Consider the following 21,530-nt stretch of genomic DNA (forward strand, 5'->3'; position numbering starts at 1 on the left):
GACCTCCCCTTATAGGTGTACCGTTTATAGGTCTGCCATTGAGGACAGGGGTGTTATTGGTTTTGGTGTAGTTTTCTATCCTAGTTTATCATCTTAGTTAAATATCCTAGTTGTACATACTAGTTGAAATATACTAGTTATAGATCTACATAAAATGCCGGGTAAAATGCACGAAAATTCCGCTATCCTTTTTGATGAACTGCGTTGAATGCTTTTAATTTCTCGGCCTTGATTAGGTCCATTGTCGCCTTAGTATTCTTTTTCTCTTTAGACTTCTGGATAATCAATTCAAATTTTTGTCGTGTCATTAAAGAACCATCAGACAATTTTTGGAAAGGGAATGTGAATAGAATTCCTCTACTATTTCTGATAGGCCTGTATAGGTTATAATGTACCTCTAGGTATTCGGACAATTTGCGAAACCTTCTGCCATCATACCACTTCCTGCACCATTCAGGTAATGATTCAATAGGTGCTTTTTTAGGCTTTCCCGCCATTCTTGAAAACAAGAACTCTTTACTCGTCTTGCAAATTGGTTTTTTTTGTATGATGGATTTGAGCGCAATAAATGCTGCATATCCTACAAGGTCAATTTGCTGTATGTCTACCTCCTCAAAGTAGAATTTTAAAAGGCTTTCGAGCCTAAACCCAACATAAGGCTTTTCCTGTCCCGCTAAACTATCGTACAATTCCCCTCCAATTTCTTTTACCGACCTGTCGCACAGGTCAAAAGAGATAAAATCCGTTTCATGCTCCATCCCTGCTTCCTCCACAGAACTGTATTTCTCTAGGATATGTATTGATTCGTATAGCCAGTACATCAAAATATTGGTTATGCTGGTTGGTGGATATTCTACAAATCCACCTAGCAATACAATGGGTACATTGCAATATCTTTCGTTCACTTCCATAAGTTCGTTCTCTTTTTTAATTCCCTATGGATGTTGAAAATAAACCCGTCAAAGTTTCTTGCTATGATATAGCTGTGCCCAGCTGCAATCACCATGTTTTGAAATTCGACCTGTTCTGGGCTTTGCCTGTCGTCCTTGTGTTTTACCTCGACATGGAATGTAAGGCCATACAGTCCGCCGACCAAATCCGCTGTACCTTTGATTGTATGACCTGGCACGGTTATCCATTTTCCTGTTTTAGGCTGTTTTATCATTCTGCCCGTGGTGTTAATCCTGTTTCCAAACCCTCCAACCACCTTGAAAAAGGTTTCAATTGATTTTGTCAGTTCGTTTGCATCAACATCAGAATATACCTCCACTTTCGGTAGGCTGGATTTGGGTACAATGTATTCGTGTGCTGGCTTTTCTCTTACCCATTGGTTGAGCTGCTTTAGTTGGCTTAATTCCATTGCTGAAAAATTCCATTCTTTGATTGTTTTATTTGGCTGTGGTGTCATTTCTCTATTGGATGGTGTTAGTGGATGGATAATTTGTATTCGCTTGAATTTGGCTTGCTTCTGTGGCCGTGGAGGGTGTTTGCTTCCTGTTGTGCTTAATCCCGGTAATAATATCCTTTGTGGTAGCCTGTCTTGTTCTTATCCGTGGATAAAGGTTTTGCAGGAAAAACAGCCGGAATTGGTCAGGTGCAAAAAAATCCAAAATGATTAGGCTTTTCCTTATTCTGCCGTTATCGTTCGTTACCACATCACCGTATAACCAACCGTCAAAATCCGTACGGCGCAATCCTGTGAACATACCTTGTCGGCCCGTAAGTACTAAGGTGGACTTAATGCCTCGTTTGAACGTGTGCTGTAAATGAAGTTCCGCAGGTATGGCTTGTAGGTGCTCCGCTTCGGCTGGTACCATATCGGTTTCTTTCCGATACCATCCCATATGTGATAGGGAATAGGTGAGGGGTAGGTAAAATTTAGTATCTTTGGTTAATCCTGGCCCTGGTCCGGCCGTCTTGTTGCAGTTATTGTTCTTGGGAGGTGTGAATTTCATTTTGCACCTCCTTTCTTTTTCCGGGATTCTATTAGCTTCTTTGCCTCCTCTTCTACATCAAATGGCCTTTTGTTTCCCTCTTTAATCCATTCAATCAAGTCTTTTTTACAGAAGTACAACTTGCCTGCTCTCTTGGAGTAAGGGATAATCCCCTTATGTACATAGCCATATAAGGTTTGCTTTTGGATGTGGAGGAAGTCTGATGTTTCCGAGATGGATAATGGTCTGTCGTCATCTGCGCCCAATTCTCCTACACTTTGAGACCGGAGGGCTTTAGCTACAGATTTTTGAATTAACAGCTCAAGTTCGTTGAGCCGGAGGGGGGTAAATAATACATCATTCATAGTCGAATAGTTTTAAGTTCGACTACAAATAAATAGCACAAAAAATAAGGATTTAAATAAAAACCTTACCCAAAATACCCTGGGGTAAATTGGGTAAGGTAAGTAAGGTTTAGGTTAGATTGTAGAGGCAAGAGGGATGTAATCCAGGTCGAATTGATCGGGTTTCGCTTTTTTCGCTGTTTCTTGACTCATGACAACTCCAAAGGTGTTTTCACATACCACAACTATTTTCTCATATGATGGTCTGGTTATTTCGCTGTAATAACCTTTTACGGAAAGGTCTTTAATAATCGCCCCAAAAAGACTCTTATAGCCTCCCCTCATATCTTTAGCCAGGTTAGTTCCTAAATGAATTACTTGTTTTTCAACCAGGAGGCTTAAAATGAAATGGTATTTGGAAACATCTGCAAACAAATCTTTCAAGTGGAGATCCTGGCTAATAGGTGTGTTTTGAGTATGTTGACCTTTGTTCTGGTTGGGAAGGTTCAGAATTAAATTAGCTTCTCTTACAGCATTTACCTCTTGGATTAATCTATTCAATTCCATGTCCACATAATCCGAATACCCGCTGTTGTCTGGGAATAAAACCATTTCCAATGTTAGGCGGTGGTATCGTTGTAAATGCGGAAACTCTTGATTATACCACTCAATTCCATCATAATCCATTCTGTACCTTTCTTCAATTTCCTCTAATAAGTCTAAGGCCTTATCGTATTTTCCTTTTGAAAGGTGAAAATCCACCATCCGCCCGATTTTATCTAAATCGTAATGGAAGGGGCAATTATATTCTTTTCCCATGGGTAAACAGGGTATTATTGGTTTAATTGATTTTCGGCAACTTGTCCAATTAGCCATGAAAGGATTGCTTTAGTATACAGGAGGCTTGCCGTCGTTCCTGTCTCCTGTTCTGTTTCGTAGATTATATGTTGCGCCTGTACAATGTCTTGGATGTAATCTTTAATATCGTCAGCGTCCAAAAAATCCACCTTCACCGCCGGGCCAACGCTGTCGGCTGCAGGTTTTTCGATGTGTAGCATTCTCCGCAATGTGTTGTATGCTTGTTCTGAGGCCTTGTCGCTTCCGTTGGCCTGCATGTATTCCAGCACGCATAATTGAGCATTTGCAATGTTTCCGGCAAAATTCATCCATTCCTGGTCTGTGGTAAATTGGATGGTAAGTCGTGAATCGGTCATTTTCTTGTAAGTTATAGGTTATAAATGTTATGAGTAGTCTTGTTTACGTGTTAGGTGAAGTCCTGTAAACTTTCCATAATTGCTTTCTTGTCCTCGCCTTCAAATCCAGCAAAATAGTTAAGGGTGGTTTTAGTGTCGGAATGACCTAATGCCTCGCTCACAAACTCAATTCCTGCTTTATTACGTAGAGCAGCGGTAGCGAATGAATGCCTGGCCCAATAAGTTGAAACCTCTTCGGTTAGCCCATTGGCTTTTGCTAATGCTTTTAAATGTTGGTTGACTAATCTTGTGAAGTTCTGTTTCTTAGAATGCTTCTCCTCCTCATTCATGTTGTCGGAAAGAACATCAAAAACATAATTGGTTTTAGTACGGTCTGTTGATCCGTATTTCTCTATTATTTTCTTGGCTAAGGCTGTCAATGGAACCTGTACGAACTTCTGGTTGCTTTTATTGGTGCGCTTTGTTTTTTCCCGAACAAACTTGATTTGGTTTTCTTCTACGTTTTTCCATTTCAAATACAGGATGTCTTTCATGTTCATTCCGTTACACGCATAAGAAAAAAACCAGAAGTCTTTAGCCTTCTCCTGTTCTGGGTTCTGGGGAATGGCTTTAAATAAGGTTGTTAGCTCCTCTTTATTCAAGGCCTTGTTCACCTTTTTTGAAGAGGGTATTATGTATTTTTTCTGACCAAAAGGGTAAATATCTCCGGGGATGGTTTTTTCGTGAATGGCCTTGTTGAAAATAGTACGGATGTTTCTGGTGTAAATCCCTACTGTTGTGGAGGATTTCTCTTTTACTCTAATCATCCAGTCTTCATATCTTGATAAAAAATCTTTGTCGACCTCTTGAAAGAGGAGTTTTGACACGTTCTTACGCCCTTCTGATTCCATAAAGGTTTTAAGGGATTTCACGGTAAGGCTATGGCTGGATGCTGTTGAGATTCTGCGTTCTTGTTTTAAAGACTGGATCTCTTGCTCAAAATGAAAAAATAAATTGAGGTTATCCCCCTTGGTAATAAGTAAGGACGCCTCAAGTGAATCAAAGGTGAAGATCGGCAGGCTTTCAGCTTTTACCTTGTATAGTTGCTGAAGAGCCTCTATTGCCCCTTTTATCTCCCTTTCAAACTTGTTCAACCGTATATTTTCTGCTTTGTGAGAAATTCTCTGGTATTCTCCCGGAGTGAATGAATGGGATGTTTTGTACAGCCTGGTTTTCTTTGTTAGAGGGTCGTAAATTCTGATTTTTAATGGAAATTTACCGTCCTTTTTCGCTCTCCGAGTGTCAAGGTAGGTAGATACCTCTGCTTTCGCCGTAACTGAACTGGATTTGGAATCTCTCATTTTGCTAAGGGGTTTATGCAAATATATGGATTTGCATAAAATTTGCATACGAAACCCCACATATTCTGAAAAATATAAAAAAGTAAATACTACTTAAAATGCTTAAAACCGCTTGTTTAGCTATATTTTGAAAGGTATGGGAAAAGATTAAAAAACCCTCTTCATGACTGTTAATCAGAGGGTCCTTGGTTCGAGCCCAAGAGGAGGAGCACAAGCCTTGCAGAGATGCAGGGCTTTTTTGCGTTTTAGAGTAGCTCAGCTGGTTAGAGCATCTGATCCCGCCTTAAGCGGGAAGGGTCCTTGGTTCGAGCCCAAGAGGAGGAGCAAAAGCCTTGCAGAGATGCAGGGCTTTTTTGCGTTTTAGAGTAGCTCAGCTGGTTAGAGCATCTGATCCCGCCTTAAGCGGGAAGGGTCCTTGGTTCGCATTTGCCCGAGACTTGTTATCGAACCCAAGAGGTTGAAAATATTTTCTTTACTTTTCACAATAAACTAATTTTTTTAAAAAAGTATTCCTGCCAAAATAAGCCGATAGAGACGGCGTTTCTCAGATAGGTGACAGGGTAATTGCCTCCTGCTTTTGTTTAGTCTTTAATGTGTTTATGAGTTCTCCTTGTTTTATTACGTTGCAAAATAGGTCCGGTGGGAAGATCATGATTAGTCCGGAGTTGCCGGATACGGTTTGCGCTGCCCATTTTCTCCAACTGTTACTGTGTGATATGAGTAATTTTATCGTGTTTTATAAAGGCGAGGAATATTCATATGTTAACGATGATTTTATTTTGTCCATTGAACCGCTTGAAAATTGCCTTGATCTTGATTTGATCATTGATGATGCCCCCGGGCTTCGCGTGGTTGACCTGAGCTTTGAGGCCGCAATGAATTTTATTGAAGGTCGGAAGCCCAGCTTTTGATTTAATAGTTCAGGTCGTTTAAATCTTCCTCTCTAGTAGGTATACTGATTTTTTGCAAAAAGGTCCCGTTCCTATCCAGCTTAATTCCGGTCAGGCAAATTCCCTTATAAGCGCCAGTGTCAATGTTCCAAGCCTGTGAATATGGGTTGTAGGCAGGTCTGCCGGTTGATAGGGGGGTGTGGCCTATGACTTGGATTTTTCCCAAAGGCTTCAGACGGCCTCTGTTCCATAGAATACCGGAAGGGTGATCTGGGTTCAAATATTCGGCATGATCGGTAATCCCTGCATGGGAAACCATTAATTTATCGGTTTCGAAAAACAAAGGCAGGTCCTCCATCCATGACAATACAGACACCAAATCATGCTGCTGGGATTCAAATTGCTGAAAGGTATCCATTCCGCCATTGTAAAGCCAGTTGCTGCTTTTTTCATTGAAGTAATTGAGCATCATCTGCTCATGGTTTCCTTTAAGGAAATGGACTTTGTCGGGAAAAGTTTTGTCAAGCTGCCGGCAATAGGATACGACTTTGGGAGAGTGGGCTCCACGGTCGATGAGGTCTCCGACTTGGATGAGGATTTCCTTTTCTCTGTCCCAGTGGGAGATCAGTTCCTCAAAAGTAAAGAAGCAACCGTGGACGTCACCAATAATAAAATAATTTTCAACCATCGTCTTTTCCTTCAGTTGGCTTTCCTCTTATTAATTCTTTACGCAAAAAATCCTCTTTGGGGTATGACTTGATGTGCAAGTCCCTCTGGGGGAACGGAATTTCAATTTTGTGCTCCGCAAACGCTTTGTAAATAGCGGTCATGATCTGACTTCGAATGGCAATCCAGGTGCTGATGTCCCCCACCCAAAAAAGCATCCTGAATTCCACTGCGCTATCGGCAAAGGTCTGCAGGTAAACAGCAGGTTTGGGCACGGTGAGAATTCCTTCATGTTCCATTACTTTTTCCAGTATATCCGTCACTTTGTCGGAGTCCGACCCGTAGGCTACCCCTATAAACAGTTCTACCCGGCGGGTTTTGTCAGAAAGAGTCCAGTTGATCAGGTGTTCTGAAAGAAGGTCACCATTGGGGATGATTACCTCCGAGCCGTCATAGGCCTTGATTTTACTGGCCCGGATTCCAATCTCTTTTACAGTGCCACCTCGATTTCCTATTTCAATCATGTCTCCAATCTGAATGGGTCTTTCAAAAGCCAATATCACTCCACTCACCAGGTTGTTGACGATGGTCTGCAACCCGAAACCAATCCCCACACTGAGCGCTCCCAAGACTATGGCTGCCTTTTCCAGTGAAATACCCGAAGCCGTGATGGCAAGAAGAAAGCCGGCTGTCAATACCGCCAGACGGATCAAGAGAATGGAGGACCCCAACCTCTGGGTGCGTGAACTTGCCTTGGCTTCATCCTTCATTTCGGCAAAATAGGCAATATTTCGGGCCAGTAGTGAGGATGCCCATATTAGGACGATAAACACTAGAATACTTCCCAGGGTAAAGCTGAATGAACCCAAGTGCCTTTCTGTAGTCAGGACTTCCCCAATCTGGAGGGATAGGTATTCGTATATGTTGAGGTTACTGGTGAAATAGTACACCCAGATGATGGACGAAATGCCTACCAGGAAGTTTTTCAGCCTTTTCCGGATGCTTTTGAAGTCGAAATAAGATGCAAACTCCTTCTGGTTGTTTTTCCCAAGTTCCAATTGCAGGTAGATTGCTTCCAATATGATGGTCACAAACGCATACAAGGTGATTGCCTGCACTAGGCTGTTGGTAGATGCCACCCCCAACATCTTGGATAAGCTGTATCTCCCGAGAATGTTTGCCAAAAAGGAGATTACTTGCATGCTGAAATACAGGTAGATGAAGAAGTTGATGTATTTGGGGTACTTTTCGGGCTTGGATTCAAGCACCCGTATTGCCAAATATGCCAGTGATATGCCCGCCAGGTTCAGGAAAAGCAAAAACCACCGTTCCTTAAAGGCAATTTCCACATATAGGTTGCTAAAGGAATAACATAGGAAAATGCCCAGTAACCCAATCCAAAAATAAAGGGCTTTTCTGTCAAGTGATTTGAAGATCAATAAAGAGGCCACACCGGCTGTGGCTGTCAGGATTAGCTGGACAAATACTGTGGGGGGATTGAGGTAGAAGAACGGGGCCAGCGGAAGAATCGCGAGCAGGGTGCTCAGGATGGGGCTGGTGGGGATGAAAGAAACCCGCTCCAAAATAATGGCAGCAAAATCCTTTTCTTTTTTGATCCTGTTGAGAAGCACGGTGAACCAAATAAAAAATCCTAAGGCAAATATGCTTATGATGAAGTGTCTATAGGCGTTGTCACGAAGATATTTTGACAATATTAGTTCGTTGAGCGCGATGGATTCCTTCATCAGGTAGCGCACCCGCTTCTGTTCCAGGTAATCCGGGCTTTCCCAAATAAAATTGTTTTCCTTTGCAAAAAGCCTTCTCTCAAGCTGTCTCTGCCTTTCGTCAATTTCCTCTTCAAAATCATTCAGCGTGATGATAGTGGAGGAGACGCGGCTCTGGGCTCGGGCCAATTTCAGCCTTTGGGCATGATATGAGCTGTCTACCTTGTTTAATCTGTTGCGGAGCAGTTCGGCCTGTTTTTGGTATTCCGGCAGCAGGGTGGTGTCCCTAAGCGCAAACCTGAGGTCTTCATCATCTTTGATGGCAGAGATTTCTGCCCCTATGGAATTGAGTGATTTGTTTCTTTCTGTGATTGTTTGCTGCCAGGCGTCTACTTGTGTCTTAAAATTGACCACCAGGTTTTCTAGAGCACCAAGGTAACGGAGGTTGAGGCTGGATTCTCTGTATTGCAGTCTTTCGCCTACAGTTTCGATTACCTGCTCGATCCGAGGCAGCTCCTCATATAGCGCCAGGGTGTCGATTTTGCGGGCCAGGCCAGCATTGATATGGTTTAAGGCGATTGTGTAGGTCTCGTTTTTCCTGATCAATTCCTCCAGGGAAATGGACTTTTTCTCAACAGCTTGAGCTGTATCTGTTGGAGTCAAAAAGGTGTCCGATATAACGGGTTCCTGCGAATGACTCAGGAAAGGCTGAAGGAATGCGGTTAGAAATAGCGCTGTTAGCAAAAACCTTTTCATAGTTCAGTAAGCGAGTTCGGTAGGGCAACCAATTGCGGGAAAGCCCTTTTTTGGATTTGCAGCAATTAGTATTCCGATAAATTGTCAGTATTTTGAATTTTGGCTGACATTATTACTTTAATAAGGAACAATGTATGGTAAAAATAGTCAAAATGACATTAATATTTGCAGTATTTAGTATTGGTATAGAATTGTGTAGATAACTGGTGAATGGATGCAATAATCATTAACCAAAATATTAACCGTTATGACACTGATGAAATACAATCAATTGGAGCAGAATTATCCAAGCACGTTTAGCGGACTTTTGGATAAATTCTTTAATGAAAATGTGGGGACCACGCTGAAACAGTTTTCTCCAGCCGTGGACGTTTCGGAAGAAGCGGATAAATATCAAATTCAGGTGGCCGTACCCGGCTTGAAGAAAAATGACTTTCATATTGACCTAATAGATGGCAAATTGACCATCTCCGGAGAGAGAAAAATGGAAGATAAAAAAGAAGGCAAGAATTTTCACACTATTGAAACCCAATACGGAAGTTTTTCCAGGTCTTTTTTCTTACCCGATGATGTGGATCAGGAAAAGGTTTCGGCGGTTTATGAAGACGGGCTATTGAAGCTTAGCCTTCCCAAATTGGAACATGCAACTAAAAAATATAAAATTGAGGTAAAATAAACAGTAAGTGGGCAAAACCCACTTATTGTTTTTTGGTTAAGTATATAACAAGAATGCTAACAAACTCAAATAGGGGTTAAATGGTGTTAAATACTAGTTATAGTGCTTGACCAATAGGAACCCAATCCTGTAAATTTCGTGTATTGAAGTAGAATAAAGCAAAAATTAAAAAATATGAATAGAGGCCAGTTTTTTCTAGGAATAGTGTTGGCATCCTTGATAGGTGGTATAGTGGCTTTGGCCGGGGCCAGCTATTTTGCTAACCAGCAGCCAGCCACCACAAATTTCGGCAACGACAACAATACCAGCTTGGTCAATTGGCTAAGCGATGAGCGATTTAACGTTCCGGATGGGATCAATTTCGTGGCGTCCGCAGAAATGGTGACCCCGGCTGTGGTGCACGTGAGAAGCACCGTTACGGTGGGACAGCAGGGAAGAGGGTTTAGCCCTTTTGAAGAGTTCTTTGGATTCAAATCCCCTGAGCCCCGTGAGGGTCCCAGTAGGGAGGCAAGAAGCTCCGGTTCTGGCGCCATCATTTCCCAAGATGGCTATATTGTGACCAATAATCACGTGATCGAAAATGCCAACCGGGTAGAAGTGACCCTGGAGGACAACAGAAGATATACCGCCAAGGTAATCGGGACAGACCCAACTACAGACCTAGCTTTGCTAAAAATTGAAGATACAGGCCTACCATTTATCAGGTTTGGTAACTCCGATGCTGCAAAAGTTGGTGAGTGGGTACTAGCCGTTGGTAACCCAATGGACCTAACTTCCACCGTAACTGCTGGCATTATCAGTGCCAAGGCCAGAAACATCAGAATTCTTCGTGACGAAAACAATTTGCAAGTAGAAGCATTTATTCAAACAGATGCAGCGGTGAATCCAGGTAATTCTGGAGGTCCACTTGTAAACCTTGCCGGTGAAATTATCGGGATCAACACTGCCATTGCTTCCCGTACCGGTGGATTTAGCGGATATTCCTTCGCAGTTCCAAGTTCAATTGTCCAAAAAGTAATGGACGACTTGCTTGAGTATGGTACTGTTCAAAGAGGCCTTCTAGGTGTACAGATTAATGATGTTAGTCCGGAACTTGCCGAATACTTGGGCAAAGAGATTAAGGAAAACCGCGGTGTTTATGTAATTGAAGTGAATGAAGGTAGCGGTGGAGCTGAAGCTGGGTTGAAATCAGGTGATGTAATCATCGGAGTGGACGGCGTGACTACTTATACCACCTCCAAGCTCCAGGAGATGGTAGCTCGGAAAAGACCTGGTGATAAAGTAGAGCTCAAATATATCCGAGATGGAAAAGAGGAAACCACCATGGCGACCTTGAAAAACTTCAGCGGCGATACCAAGATTGTGAAACGTGAAATGCCTAAAACTTCTGAGTTTGAAAGCGTGGGCTTCGAAGATGTGCGGGGAAATATCAAAGATCGTCTAAACATTGAGGGCGGCGCCGTGATTACATCTCTAAATAATGAGAAGTGGAAAGAGACCGGTGTAAGAGAAGGATTTGTCATCACACAAATTGGCAGAACCAAAATCAAGAATGCCGAGCACCTGGTCGAAGTATTGAAAAAGAACAAAGGTGAAGAAGTCATGATCCTTGGGGTCTACTCTAGTGGACAGCAGGCATACTTCGAAGTCGAGTTGGATAAATAATATTATTGGTAGTGTTTAGTTGGTTTATGTTAGATGAAAGGGCCGTCCATTTTGGGCGGCCTTTTTTATGTTTTGGGCAAAGGGTTTTCAAATATGTCATTTCAATCGGTTGTTTTTTGCGGAGGTTTGCTTGGGCTTCGAGACGTAATGTAGTAGATTTGAAATAGTACTATTTGATAAACATGTAATCTTAAATTCATGGCAGACAATTTTGGAATAAAGGAAGCCTTGCAGAGGCTTCAGATCAAAGATGAAAACTTGGGTACTTCCACCGGCAACGATTGGATTGATACCAATGGGGAATACATTACGTCATCGTCTCCTGCAGACGGAGCGGTGATTGCAAAAGTGCAAGTTTCCAGCAGGGAAGCTTATGAGCAAACCATTTCCAAAGCTGAAGATGCGTTCAAGGTATGGAGAAAGATGCCAGCTCCTCAGCGTGGTGAAATAGTAAGACAAATCGGAAATGCTTTAAGAGAAAGAAAAGAGGATCTTGGAAAGCTGGTTTCTTACGAAATGGGCAAATCCTATCAAGAAGGGCTGGGCGAAGTGCAGGAGATGATCGATATCTGTGACTTTGCGGTAGGTCTTTCCAGACAGCTTTATGGACTTACCATGCATTCAGAGCGTCCTGGCCATAGAATGTACGAGCAGTGGCATGCTTTGGGGATTGTAGGGATTATCTCCGCTTTCAATTTTCCGGTGGCGGTGTGGTCTTGGAACACCATGTTAGCTTGGGTTTGTGGTGATGTTTGCGTTTGGAAACCATCAGAGAAAGCGCCGATTTCCGCCCTTGCCTGCCAGCATATTGCTGCCTCTGTTTTCAAAGCCAATGATCTGCCGGAAGGGATTTCTTCTTTGATTATAGGGGATTACAAAGTTGGCGAATATCTTTCCCATGACCCAAGAGTGCCTTTGGTTTCGGCTACAGGTTCTACCCGTATGGGTAAATTAGTTGGCGAGGCCGTTGGTGCAAGATTGGGTAGGTCTCTACTGGAGTTAGGAGGAAACAATGCTATTATCATAACTGAAAATGCAGATTTGGATATTGCCATCCGTGGGGCCTTATTTGGCGCTGTGGGGACTTGCGGGCAGCGTTGTACATCTACCCGTCGATTGATTATCCATGAAAGTGTGTATGATGAGGTAAAAAACCGATTGGCTTCTGCCTATACCAAGTTGGTAATAGGTAACCCGCTTGACGAAAAGAACCATGTGGGTCCATTGATCGACAAGGATGCTGTGGAGGGTTATCTTGGGGCAATCGAAAAAGTAAAAGCCGAAGGTGGCAAAGAGGTGGTCGCAGGAGGTGTACTGGAAGGAGAAGGCTACGAGTCGGGTTGCTATGTCAAGCCATGCATATATGAAGCGGAAAACCATTTCCAGATCGTGCAGCATGAGACGTTTGCGCCTATCCTTTACATCATGAAATACTCGCAATTGGAAGAAGCCATCCAAAAGCACAATGGTGTGCCTCAGGGCTTGTCCTCTGCCATCATGACTACCAATATGCGTGAAGCTGAATTGTTCCTCTCTGTGGCCGGTTCTGACTGTGGTATAGCCAATGTCAATATCGGGACCTCAGGAGCCGAAATCGGTGGTGCCTTTGGAGGTGAGAAAGAAACTGGTGGAGGCAGGGAATCCGGCTCCGATGCCTGGAAAGCCTACATGAGAAGACAGACCAATACGATCAATTACACCACTGAGCTGCCATTGGCCCAGGGGATCAAATTTGATATCTAGTCAACATTCCAAACTTGTAACTTAACAAAAGCTCCCATTTCAATGTGAATTGGGAGCTTTTTTATGGTTAAATTTGAGATAAGAAATTCGATCTTCAAATTTGCAAACTATTTTGAATGTATGAAAGGAGTAGAAATCATCACTTTCAGGCCCCAGCTAGCCTCTTATTTTACAAGCATCAACAAAGAATGGGTAGAGCAGTATTTTTCCCTCGAGCCTTTTGATATCGCCCAGCTTGAGGATCCTCAGGGATATATAATCGATAGGGGTGGGGAGGTGCTGTTTGCCGAAGTAAGTAATAAAGTGGTAGGCACTGTCGCTCTGGTAAAAACGGATGAAGATAGGGTGTATGAGATTATCAAAATGGGGGTACTTCCTGCCAGCCAAGGCAAAGGTGTGGGTTTGGCACTTTTGGAAGCTATCATTCAAAAGGCTAAAGAAAAAGGTGCAAGGAAAGTAATCCTTTATAGCAGTTCCAAGCTTCAGTCGGCTTTGAGATTATATAAAAAGGCCGGTTTTGTAGAGGTGGAAAAGGAATGTGGAAAGTATGAGAGATGTGATGTGAAGATGGAGATATTGATAATATGAATATGCTGACGTCTTCTAGAAAGCGTTGTATAATTATATTTTTTACTCATATTTTCATGTATTATTTTTAGATAAATATAATTTTTGCTTGTTTTAGATATTTTAAGATCAATGTCTTGGCTTCTTTCTTTTTTTTCACGTTTTTCAGACTATAGAATAAACAAGCCCTTGATGAAATACGTGATGATGTTAGCTTGCTTATTGACAATTGCATCTTGTCAACCAGGCAGCCAAGAGAAGTTGAGTTTATGGAATTCGGAGTTTACACCTGGCTGTTACAGTTTTAGTGGTGATGGCAGCACGATCGCTTTTGAAGTAAAGAAGAACTATTCAAGAGTGGAAGGTAGCCTGAGCTATGACAGAGTAGGTAAAGGTCGGAATACGGGATATTTTGAAGGCCATATTGAAGGTGATATGCTAATAGGGACTTATACCTTTCGTGTGGAAGGGAAAGAGAGGGTACGACAGGTTGCCTTTCGATATGAGCAGGGTGAGTTAAAGGAAGGGTTTGGAATCTTGAGTTCTGATGGAAAAACATTTAGAAATGTAAATCAACTGGATTATTCCTCCTCACCTACATTAAAGAAAACGGATTGTTTTTCTCCAGTTATGACCGGTACTGGTGAATCCAATGAACTGTACTCTCAAGTTAATTTAGCGCTATACACACCTGAGCAAGTTGAGACTAAATTAAGGCCCATAAACAAGCAAGGTCAAGAGCCTGCCTACCTGATTTTCAATACGGATAATACAAAAGCGGAAATCTTCTTTCCCGGACATCATAGAAGTATGGTCTTGAGAAAAACCCACCAAGGGAATTGGGCTAATTCCCAGTACACCTTGTCAAGCTTAAAAGGGTATACGCTCTATCACAATACTGACCCTATTTATAACAGCTGGGAATAGTTAGGATTTGTTGGTAAATTTTTCAGTTCATTATCAATAACTTAAAAACAAACCTTGAGATTTTAGCTTTATAAATTTGCAGCAATCAAATTTACAGCTACCTTTGCAATCCCATTACAACGGTAATGAAGCAAAAAAAACGGGAGTTTAGCTCAGTTGGTTCAGAGCATCTGCCTTACAAGCAGTGGGTCGGGGGTTCGAATCCCTCACCTCCCACCATTGAATCTTACTGATGGTGAGATTTTAAAATAAAATTAGATTTATTGGGAGTTTAGCTCAGTTGGTTCAGAGCATCTGCCTTACAAGCAGAGGGTCGGGGGTTCGAATCCCTCAACTCCCACCATTGAATCTTACAGATGGTGAGATTTTAAAATAAAATTACATTTCTTGGGAGTTTAGCTCAGTTGGTTCAGAGCATCCCGACCCTACGGGGCGGGAGAGTCGGGAGTTCGTATCCCTCAACTCAAATTTCAGGTAGAATTGTTAAGCAGAAACATTTTGGGAGTTTAGCTCAGTTGGTTCAGAGCATCTGCCTTACAAGCAGAGGGTCGGGGGTTCGAATCCCTCAACTCCCACATTTTAGCCTCATTTTATGGGGCTTTTTTGGTTTTTAATTTTTTTTATGGATGCTACGCTATACATACTTTTTTCCAAAAAACTTTCTAAATTTTATATTGGACATACCACTGAACTTTTAGAGGAAAGATTACGCAAACACTTAGCGGGGCATTCAGGGTTTACCTCAAAAGCAAAAGATTGGGAAGTTGTGCACGTAGAATTTTTTTCAGAGAAGTCTCTAGCCTACCAGCGGGAATTAGAAATAAAAAAATGGAAAAGCAAGGATAGAATTAATAAGCTAATTCACACAAAAACCTAACTCAGTTGATTCAGAGCATCCCGACCCTACGGGGCGGGAGAGTCGGGGGTTCGAATCCCTCAACTCCCACATTTAAGCCTCTTTTAGAGGCTTTTTTTATTATTTTTTCAATATGTATTTATGGTTTTTTACCAGTAAATATTGATAAGGACGTAACCTACGTTGGTTTTAGGGAGTTTAACTAATTGGAAACTAATTCTTTTTTTATGGTTAAAGCTCTCTTATTATCTTTGATTTCATTAATATTTGCCAGTTGCGCCACCGTCAACCTTAACAGCCATTTACTAGACCCAGACAGCCAGGGGATGAAGTATCAAAGAATATTGTTGCTCTACTCTGACTCTGAGGAGATGTTCTATGATTGGGATGAGGAGAATTACAACTATGTGCTATATGGCAAATTTAACAGCCTGGCACAGGAAAAATTCAGAAGAGATCTGGGACAGTCCATTTCCCGAAACCTAGCAGGCACAAGGATATTCAGTGCTGACCAGTTTTTTGCCATTCACAGGCCTGTGAGCTATCAGGATTTCATGAATAAGCTGAGCGAAATTGATGTAGACGGTATCTTGGTGGTAAATGCCCGGGCAATTTATCAGGATGAGGTGTTCATCGACGGGGACTCTGTATTTAGATCCAATATGGAATTTCAATGCTTCCTGATTGATAAAAATAACCTGTCAAACGTCTATCTAGCCCAAATAGGGGCCCATGGAGCTCCCATTCACAGCAGTATGAATGTCATGGATAGATTTGCCAGTAATTTGGGAAAAGACCTTCATGCGAAAGGCTTAATTTCTAACCCCAGAACTTTTGCCCAATACCCAAGGTAAAAAAAGCTCCCATCTGGCCAGATGGGAGCTTTTAATTTAATAGAGGTTTACCGTAATTCCTGCCCGGCCCCAACGGCCCGGCATTTGTACGAATCCCGCCTCGATGTATTCCGTGTCCGTGATGTTGGATACCTCCGCAAAAAAACCAAAGGTCCTCATACGGTTAAAATCCATTCTTGCATCCATTACAAAATAGGGGTCAAGCGCCATTCTTTCAATGTATCGGCCTTTCAGGGTAAGTTCAACCCTCTCGGTGAATTGTGCCTGTAGACCAGCAATAAACTGGTTTCTCAAGGCATTCAACGCATAGCGGCTTTCTACCCCCTCGGCCTGGCTCAATGTGGCATCAATAAAGTTATAAGACAATGAAACTTCCTTTAGCATGGCATTGGTGCCACCCCAATTGGGGGCATAGGCTATGGATGATTCAAAACCGTTAAATTTCACCTCGCTGATGTTTCTAGGTGTCCAGCGGTTCGGATTTACGGCCTCATCGCTTGGAGCCCTGTTCCAGTCAATTAAGTTGTCGGAAAATCGGTTAAAATAAACGGTTTCAAACCTGAAGCCTTCTTTGGTGAAAATATAGCCTATTTCAAAACTTCTGGCCTGCTCAGGTTGCAGGTCTGGATTACTCAGGTTGCTTGGGTCCTCATAATACAACTCGGTAAAGGAGGGGATTCTAAAGCTGATGCCATAGTTGGTGTAAAACCTTGAACTGTTGCTTAGCTGAAAGCCCAATTCCGCACCGGGGAAATGCTTCCATCCATACTCGTCGAAGTAATTGGAGTAAAGGCCTGCCCTAAAATCAAATTTTTCAAGAAACTCTATTCTATGCTCAGCAAACACGCCCAGGAAATCCCGTTCCCTTTGCCCAAGATTGTTGCTGTCGATCATTTCTTTCCGCCCTTCCACACCGAAACCGGTGGTGCCTAGGCTATGCTCGTAGCGGCCATTGGCTTCCAGGGCAAATACATCCGATACATGGTTGTTTGTGAAAAAATCCGGTTCAAACCTTCTGAGTCTAAATTCATCGTAGTTTCTCCTCCAGTATGCTCTTGTTTGTACCCATACGGCATCTTTTTGATAGGTATGACTTAGCGCAGCCAAACCGGTCTGCAAGCTTTCCCATTGGTCCGGGAAGGCGTCTGTATAAAATCCATTGGCGCCAAAGGTACGGTCACTGATGGCTGCCATTACCTTCAGTTCGTTGTTTTGGTTTAGGTCTAGGCCTCCTTCGTAAAATAGGTTGCTGACCTTAAAGTCTGAATTGTGCCAGTGACCATCCGATGCGTCGTGGCTGAAGCTCAAGGTTTGCTTATATTTTCCACCCGCCAATGGCAATGCGGTAACCAAACTTGCGCCCCTTGATCCGAATCCGCCTCCATAGGCTTGGAAGTTTAGGCTTTTTGTTTCAGGTAAAGTAGTCACGACATTGATCGCCCCCGCAAAGGCATTTTGCCCATATATCCTTGAGCCGGGACCTTTTAATACTTCCACCCGATCGATTCCCTGAAGGGGTAGGGGAATGTTCATCATATGGTTGTTGGTCTGTGGGTCGGTAAGCTTGATTCCATTGAGCAGCATGAGCGTTTGCTCAAAACTACCGCCGCGGATACCCACACTGGCCTGTACCCCGCTGATGCCTCGCTGCCGCACATCCACCCCAGGGGTGAAAGAAAGCACTTCCTGCAAGCTTCTGGCGGGGGTGGTTTCAATAGCCTTCCGCGCTATGATGCTGACGTTTCGGGAGGTTTTGTTAAAAGGGATCTCCATCCTGTTTTCCTTGATCACCACTTCCGATAACTCAACCGTAGTGGTATCTTGCTGGGCCTTAGCTCCGAAAGCCATGCTCAGTGAAATCATGCTAAGTAAAACTTTGCGCATATTGAGATAATAAGGGTTGGTTAAGCCTACAAAGGTAGGGAAATGTCAAAATGCTAAATGCAATTTTTTTGCATTTTCTTCAGTTGAGGGGCTATATGGCCTGTAGCCTGATAAATTTTTCCTATTTTAGCAGGATAACAAAAATTCCATATACATCATGAAGAACGTTTGGCGGAAAATTTTTCTTTCCTGTTCTCTTGTGGGGATGTTGACCGCAGTGGATGCGCAGCAAGCCAACACCACCCAGCAGGAGAAATTCAATGAATTTACCTATAGACAAGGATCCCCATACCGTACGGCAATGGGTACACCGGGGCCTCAATACTGGCAAAATGGCGCTGATTACGCCATGGAGGTAGAACTGGATGAGGATGAGCATACCTTGGCCGGGACGGTGACGATCACCTATCACAACAATAGTCCCATGGACCTGGATTTCGTTTGGCTTCATTTGGAGCAAAACAGATTCAAAGAAGACAGCAGGGGGACATTAACAACCCCCATTCAAGGCAACCGCTACTCTGGCGATACTGATGGTGGGTTTGAAATCCAAAATGTAAGTGCAAGAGTGGGAAGGAGAGGAGCCGCCTCCAATCGTTATTTAATCGATGACACCAGAATGCAGGTTTTCTTGGAAGAGCCAATTTCTGCCAATGGTGGACAGGCTACCATCTCCATGGATTTCAAATTCAAAATCCCTGTTCAGGGAATGGACCGAATGGGAAGATTGGAAGTTGAAGATGGTGTGATCTACGCTTTGGCCCAATGGTATCCCAAAGTAGCTGTATTTGATGATGTGACAGGTTGGAACGTAGAGCCATATCTTGGCGCAGGAGAGTTTTATCTAGGTTATGGGGATTTTGATTACAAAGTGACGGTGCCTTATGACCATATTGTGGTAGGGTCAGGTGCTCTTCAAAATACCAATCAGGTAGTGCCGAGAGAGCTGCAAAACAGGTTAAGCAGAGCTGCCGATAGTGATTCCACCGTTTATATCATCAGTCCAGATGAGGTGGGGAATACAAGCCTTACCCGTCCCCGTCAGGATGGCAAGGTAACTTGGCATTTCAAGATCAACAATTCCAGAGATGTTGCTTTTGCATCATCCAAGGCCTTTATTTGGGATGCCGCCAAAATCAATTTGCCTAGCGGCAAAAAGATAATCGCCCAGTCAGCCTACCCTAAGGAGAGCGATGGGGAAGATGCCTGGAGCAGGTCCACCGAGTATAGCAAAGCCTCGATTGAGCATTATTCGGAAAAATGGTATGAATATCCTTACCCTGCTGCCGTAAACGTGGCGGCTGATATAGGAGGGATGGAGTATCCTGGTTTGAACTTCTGCGGCTATGAGTCTACCGGCGAATCGCTTTGGGGAGTGACCGACCACGAGTTTGGACACAACTGGTTCCCAATGATTGTGGGTACCAACGAAAGAAGATATGCCTGGATGGATGAAGGTTTCAATACATTCATCAATCACTACAGCACCCTTGATTTTAATGAAGGAGAATACAGCTCTACCTTGAACCAGACGAGAAGGTTCACCAACTGGCTGACCAGCAAAGACAGAGAAGGCATAGATACGTATCCTGACGTGGCCAATACCCGTAACCTGGGAATGATCGCCTACATGAAGCCGGCCATGGGCTTGATCATGTTGAGAGAATACATCCTGGGAGAGGAGCGCTTCGACAATGCCTTTAAGTCGTATATCAAAACTTGGGCATTCAAGCATCCACAACCAAATGACTTCTTCAACCACATGGAGAACGTTGCCGGTGAAAACCTGTCTTGGTTCTGGAATGGTTGGTTCTATGGGACTGAAAACATTGATTTGGCCATTGACGGTGTTTACCCTTATGGCCCTGGAAATTATGTGGTGGCCATCTCAAACCGTGGAGACATTCCCATGCCGGTGTTGATGGAGATCACTTTTGATGATGGCTCCAAAGAGCGAAAAACGCTTCCAGTGGAAATTTGGCAAAGAGGGGACAGTTGGAACCACATGATCCAAACCGACAAGAAAATCACCTCTATTCAGATCGATCCTGACCGCGTGCTGCCAGATATCAACAGTAGCAATGATAGATGGCCTAGCGATTTATACAATAACGAAGACTAAGTTAATGCAATGAGTAAGTTTACCGTAATCTGAAGGGAAACTTACTTCCAAGTCGCCTCCTCTTCGCCTCCTCTTCGCCTCCTCGTCGGGTCCTCGTCGGGTCCACTAGGGGTATTGGGATAGTGGAGCGGATTTGGATTGCTATTAAATTGACCATAGTTGCAGCTTAATAGTATATGATAGAATGATAAAAGGCTACCCTTGATTGGGTAGCCTTTGTTTATGAGTGGGCTAGCATAATGATTAATTTATCCTATCTTACGATTAGCCCCATTACTTTGCACGGGGATTTTGTTTTTCTTTAGTGCTAGCTTTACCCTATTGGTTTTCTTCTTGAATCCCTGATTCGCAATAATTCGATGAATTGAGTTTCTATTTTATAGAACATCAGGTAGTGATTGACAATTTTAACTCTGACTTTTGGAAGATCTGTTCTGGATTTTAATTTTGTCCAAAACGGCCTTAGAAGACCATATTACCTCTTTTTGAACCATTCGTCGGTAATTTTGCGGACTTCTTCCTGGGTATGCGTTCTTCCTTCTTTTATATCTTGCTCTCCTTCTAAGATTGAAGCTCTCTCTTCCTGGCTGAGTTGATACACTTCCTCCTCTAAACCTAGTTCAGCATTTATGATTTCCAGTAGATGTTCTAATGTGTCTTCATCCTCTATGTTTTGGACTTTTTCGATTATTTTCTCTTTGATTCCCATGGTTATTTCAGTTTGTTCTCCAAGTAATAACGGCTATTTAATCGTTAAAGATTTTCTATTAAAATAATTCAAGAAGTTATTATTTACCAATAGCTTTCTTTCTCCAAATTACCTGATAGAATTGATAGTATCCATCGGTTTCTTGTTCGGATTTATTTATTAGAACCGTGATCATCATTCACTTCAATCCAATGGCCATCGGGATCTTTGAAGTATATCTGCCTGATCCCGTCGGGGCGGACGGTGATGGCACCTTCTTCGCCAGGCCAATCGGAAAAGGTGACGTTATGTTTTTTTAATTGTTGAATAAAAGCTTCCATGTCATTTACACTGAAGCACAAGTGGTTGTTTTTGTCCTTCTCGCCCTCATCAATGCCTCCTTCGATGAGGTGGAGCTGGCTGCCTCCCATGTCGAGCCATGCGTGGATATCATCATTGAATGGATCTTGGATTTGAGGCAGGCCTATTACATTTTTGTAAAAGTCTCGGCTGGTCTCTAGTTCCTTTACCTGAAGGGCAATGTGGTTAAGCCTAACCTGGAGATCTTGGGCGGTTGCGTTCATAATTAAAGTTGTAAAGAAGCAAAAGCTGAAAATTAACTTTTTCATTTTTGTAGGTTAAAAGATTGGGCAATAAAAAAGCGGATAGAATAATCTACC

At 42.9% G+C, this 21,530-nt stretch carries 21 protein-coding genes and 3 tRNA genes; 12 read left to right on the forward strand and 12 right to left on the reverse strand.

What is annotated here, in order from left to right; translation table 11 throughout:
• Nucleotides 1-182: 182 nt before the first annotated feature.
• From KIH41_RS07140 to KIH41_RS07170, 7 genes are all read right to left on the reverse strand, one after another.
• Nucleotides 183-911, reverse strand: coding sequence for a hypothetical protein (locus KIH41_RS07140; protein WP_214161993.1), 729 nt, complete (start codon nucleotides 909-911; stop codon nucleotides 183-185).
• On the reverse strand, nucleotides 902-1,360 hold the full coding sequence (locus KIH41_RS07145) for a hypothetical protein (protein ID WP_214161994.1): 459 nt from the start codon (nucleotides 1,358-1,360) through the stop codon (nucleotides 902-904). Before KIH41_RS07145 ends, KIH41_RS07140 begins: the two co-directional genes overlap by 10 nt.
• Nucleotides 1,361-1,412: 52 nt before the next feature.
• On the reverse strand, nucleotides 1,413-1,955 hold the full coding sequence (locus KIH41_RS07150; RefSeq protein WP_214161995.1) for a hypothetical protein: 543 nt from the start codon (nucleotides 1,953-1,955) through the stop codon (nucleotides 1,413-1,415).
• The gene (locus KIH41_RS07155; RefSeq protein ID WP_214161996.1) at nucleotides 1,952-2,299 is read right to left on the reverse strand and encodes a helix-turn-helix domain-containing protein; all 348 of its coding nucleotides are present in this window, start codon (nucleotides 2,297-2,299) and stop codon (nucleotides 1,952-1,954) included. The genes KIH41_RS07150 and KIH41_RS07155 overlap by 4 nt, the downstream gene beginning before the upstream one ends.
• Before the next feature lie 114 nt (nucleotides 2,300-2,413).
• Nucleotides 2,414-3,097, reverse strand: coding sequence for a hypothetical protein (locus KIH41_RS07160; protein WP_214161997.1), 684 nt, complete (start codon nucleotides 3,095-3,097; stop codon nucleotides 2,414-2,416).
• Nucleotides 3,098-3,111: 14 nt separating this feature from the next.
• Nucleotides 3,112-3,492, reverse strand: coding sequence for a hypothetical protein (locus KIH41_RS07165; RefSeq protein ID WP_214161998.1), 381 nt, complete (start codon nucleotides 3,490-3,492; stop codon nucleotides 3,112-3,114).
• A 50-nt stretch (nucleotides 3,493-3,542) separates the two neighbouring features.
• Nucleotides 3,543-4,832, reverse strand: coding sequence for a tyrosine-type recombinase/integrase (locus KIH41_RS07170; protein ID WP_214161999.1), 1,290 nt, complete (start codon nucleotides 4,830-4,832; stop codon nucleotides 3,543-3,545).
• A gap of 716 nt (nucleotides 4,833-5,548) precedes the next feature.
• Between KIH41_RS07170 and KIH41_RS07175 the strand changes: the two genes are divergently transcribed.
• A complete protein-coding gene (locus tag KIH41_RS07175; RefSeq protein ID WP_213943429.1) occupies nucleotides 5,549-5,743 on the forward strand; it encodes a hypothetical protein in 195 nt (64 codons plus the stop codon).
• Nucleotide 5,744: 1 nt separating this feature from the next.
• On the opposite strand, the gene KIH41_RS07180 is transcribed toward KIH41_RS07175, so the two are convergent.
• Nucleotides 5,745-6,410: a metallophosphoesterase family protein gene (locus tag KIH41_RS07180; protein ID WP_213943430.1), complete on the reverse strand. Its 666-nt coding sequence runs from the start codon at nucleotides 6,408-6,410 to the stop codon at nucleotides 5,745-5,747.
• Entirely contained in the window at nucleotides 6,403-8,868 is a 2,466-nt protein-coding gene (locus KIH41_RS07185) for a mechanosensitive ion channel domain-containing protein (RefSeq protein WP_214162000.1), read from the reverse strand. Before KIH41_RS07185 ends, KIH41_RS07180 begins: the two co-directional genes overlap by 8 nt.
• A gap of 256 nt (nucleotides 8,869-9,124) precedes the next feature.
• Here KIH41_RS07185 and KIH41_RS07190 point away from each other — a divergent pair, with 256 nt between their 5' ends.
• From KIH41_RS07190 to KIH41_RS07235, 10 genes are all read left to right on the forward strand, one after another.
• Nucleotides 9,125-9,544 carry an Hsp20/alpha crystallin family protein gene (locus KIH41_RS07190; RefSeq protein WP_246539007.1) on the forward strand — a complete coding sequence of 140 codons (420 nt, stop codon included), beginning with the start codon at nucleotides 9,125-9,127 and terminating at the stop codon, nucleotides 9,542-9,544.
• Between the two features lie 174 nt (nucleotides 9,545-9,718).
• Complete coding sequence (locus tag KIH41_RS07195; RefSeq protein WP_213943433.1) at nucleotides 9,719-11,209, forward strand: Do family serine endopeptidase; 1,491 nt, start codon at nucleotides 9,719-9,721, stop codon at nucleotides 11,207-11,209.
• Nucleotides 11,210-11,407: 198 nt separating this feature from the next.
• Nucleotides 11,408-12,952 (forward strand): L-piperidine-6-carboxylate dehydrogenase, encoded by a 1,545-nt coding sequence (amaB, locus tag KIH41_RS07200; RefSeq protein ID WP_213943434.1) that lies wholly within the window; start codon nucleotides 11,408-11,410, stop codon nucleotides 12,950-12,952.
• 120 nt (nucleotides 12,953-13,072) lie between these two features.
• Nucleotides 13,073-13,540: a GNAT family N-acetyltransferase gene (locus KIH41_RS07205; protein ID WP_214162002.1), complete on the forward strand. Its 468-nt coding sequence runs from the start codon at nucleotides 13,073-13,075 to the stop codon at nucleotides 13,538-13,540.
• An 84-nt stretch (nucleotides 13,541-13,624) separates the two neighbouring features.
• Nucleotides 13,625-14,446, forward strand: a complete 822-nt coding sequence (locus tag KIH41_RS07210) for a hypothetical protein (RefSeq protein ID WP_214162003.1) — start codon at nucleotides 13,625-13,627, stop codon at nucleotides 14,444-14,446.
• Nucleotides 14,447-14,587: 141 nt separating this feature from the next.
• A tRNA-Val gene (locus KIH41_RS07215) sits at nucleotides 14,588-14,665 on the forward strand.
• Between the two features lie 46 nt (nucleotides 14,666-14,711).
• Nucleotides 14,712-14,789 (forward strand) — tRNA-Val (locus KIH41_RS07220).
• Nucleotides 14,790-14,946: 157 nt separating this feature from the next.
• Nucleotides 14,947-15,021, forward strand: a tRNA-Val gene (locus KIH41_RS07225).
• Nucleotides 15,022-15,068: 47 nt separating this feature from the next.
• Nucleotides 15,069-15,323: a GIY-YIG nuclease family protein gene (locus KIH41_RS07230; RefSeq protein WP_213943437.1), complete on the forward strand. Its 255-nt coding sequence runs from the start codon at nucleotides 15,069-15,071 to the stop codon at nucleotides 15,321-15,323.
• Nucleotides 15,324-15,553: 230 nt separating this feature from the next.
• A complete protein-coding gene (locus tag KIH41_RS07235; RefSeq protein ID WP_214162004.1) occupies nucleotides 15,554-16,156 on the forward strand; it encodes a hypothetical protein in 603 nt (200 codons plus the stop codon).
• Between the two features lie 36 nt (nucleotides 16,157-16,192).
• On the opposite strand, the gene KIH41_RS07240 is transcribed toward KIH41_RS07235, so the two are convergent.
• Nucleotides 16,193-18,040 (reverse strand): TonB-dependent receptor plug domain-containing protein, encoded by a 1,848-nt coding sequence (locus KIH41_RS07240; protein WP_214162005.1) that lies wholly within the window; start codon nucleotides 18,038-18,040, stop codon nucleotides 16,193-16,195.
• A 157-nt stretch (nucleotides 18,041-18,197) separates the two neighbouring features.
• Here KIH41_RS07240 and KIH41_RS07245 point away from each other — a divergent pair, with 157 nt between their 5' ends.
• Nucleotides 18,198-20,162 (forward strand): M1 family metallopeptidase, encoded by a 1,965-nt coding sequence (locus tag KIH41_RS07245; protein ID WP_214162006.1) that lies wholly within the window; start codon nucleotides 18,198-18,200, stop codon nucleotides 20,160-20,162.
• Between the two features lie 475 nt (nucleotides 20,163-20,637).
• Here KIH41_RS07245 and KIH41_RS07250 read toward each other — a convergent pair whose 3' ends face one another.
• The gene (locus KIH41_RS07250; RefSeq protein ID WP_214162007.1) at nucleotides 20,638-20,871 is read right to left on the reverse strand and encodes a hypothetical protein; all 234 of its coding nucleotides are present in this window, start codon (nucleotides 20,869-20,871) and stop codon (nucleotides 20,638-20,640) included.
• Between the two features lie 152 nt (nucleotides 20,872-21,023).
• A complete protein-coding gene (locus KIH41_RS07255; RefSeq protein ID WP_246539009.1) occupies nucleotides 21,024-21,479 on the reverse strand; it encodes a VOC family protein in 456 nt (151 codons plus the stop codon).
• Nucleotides 21,480-21,530 lie beyond the last annotated feature (51 nt).

The sequence above is a fragment of the Litoribacter ruber genome (assembly GCF_018500185.1).
GTDB lineage: Bacteria > Bacteroidota > Bacteroidia > Cytophagales > Cyclobacteriaceae > Litoribacter > Litoribacter ruber.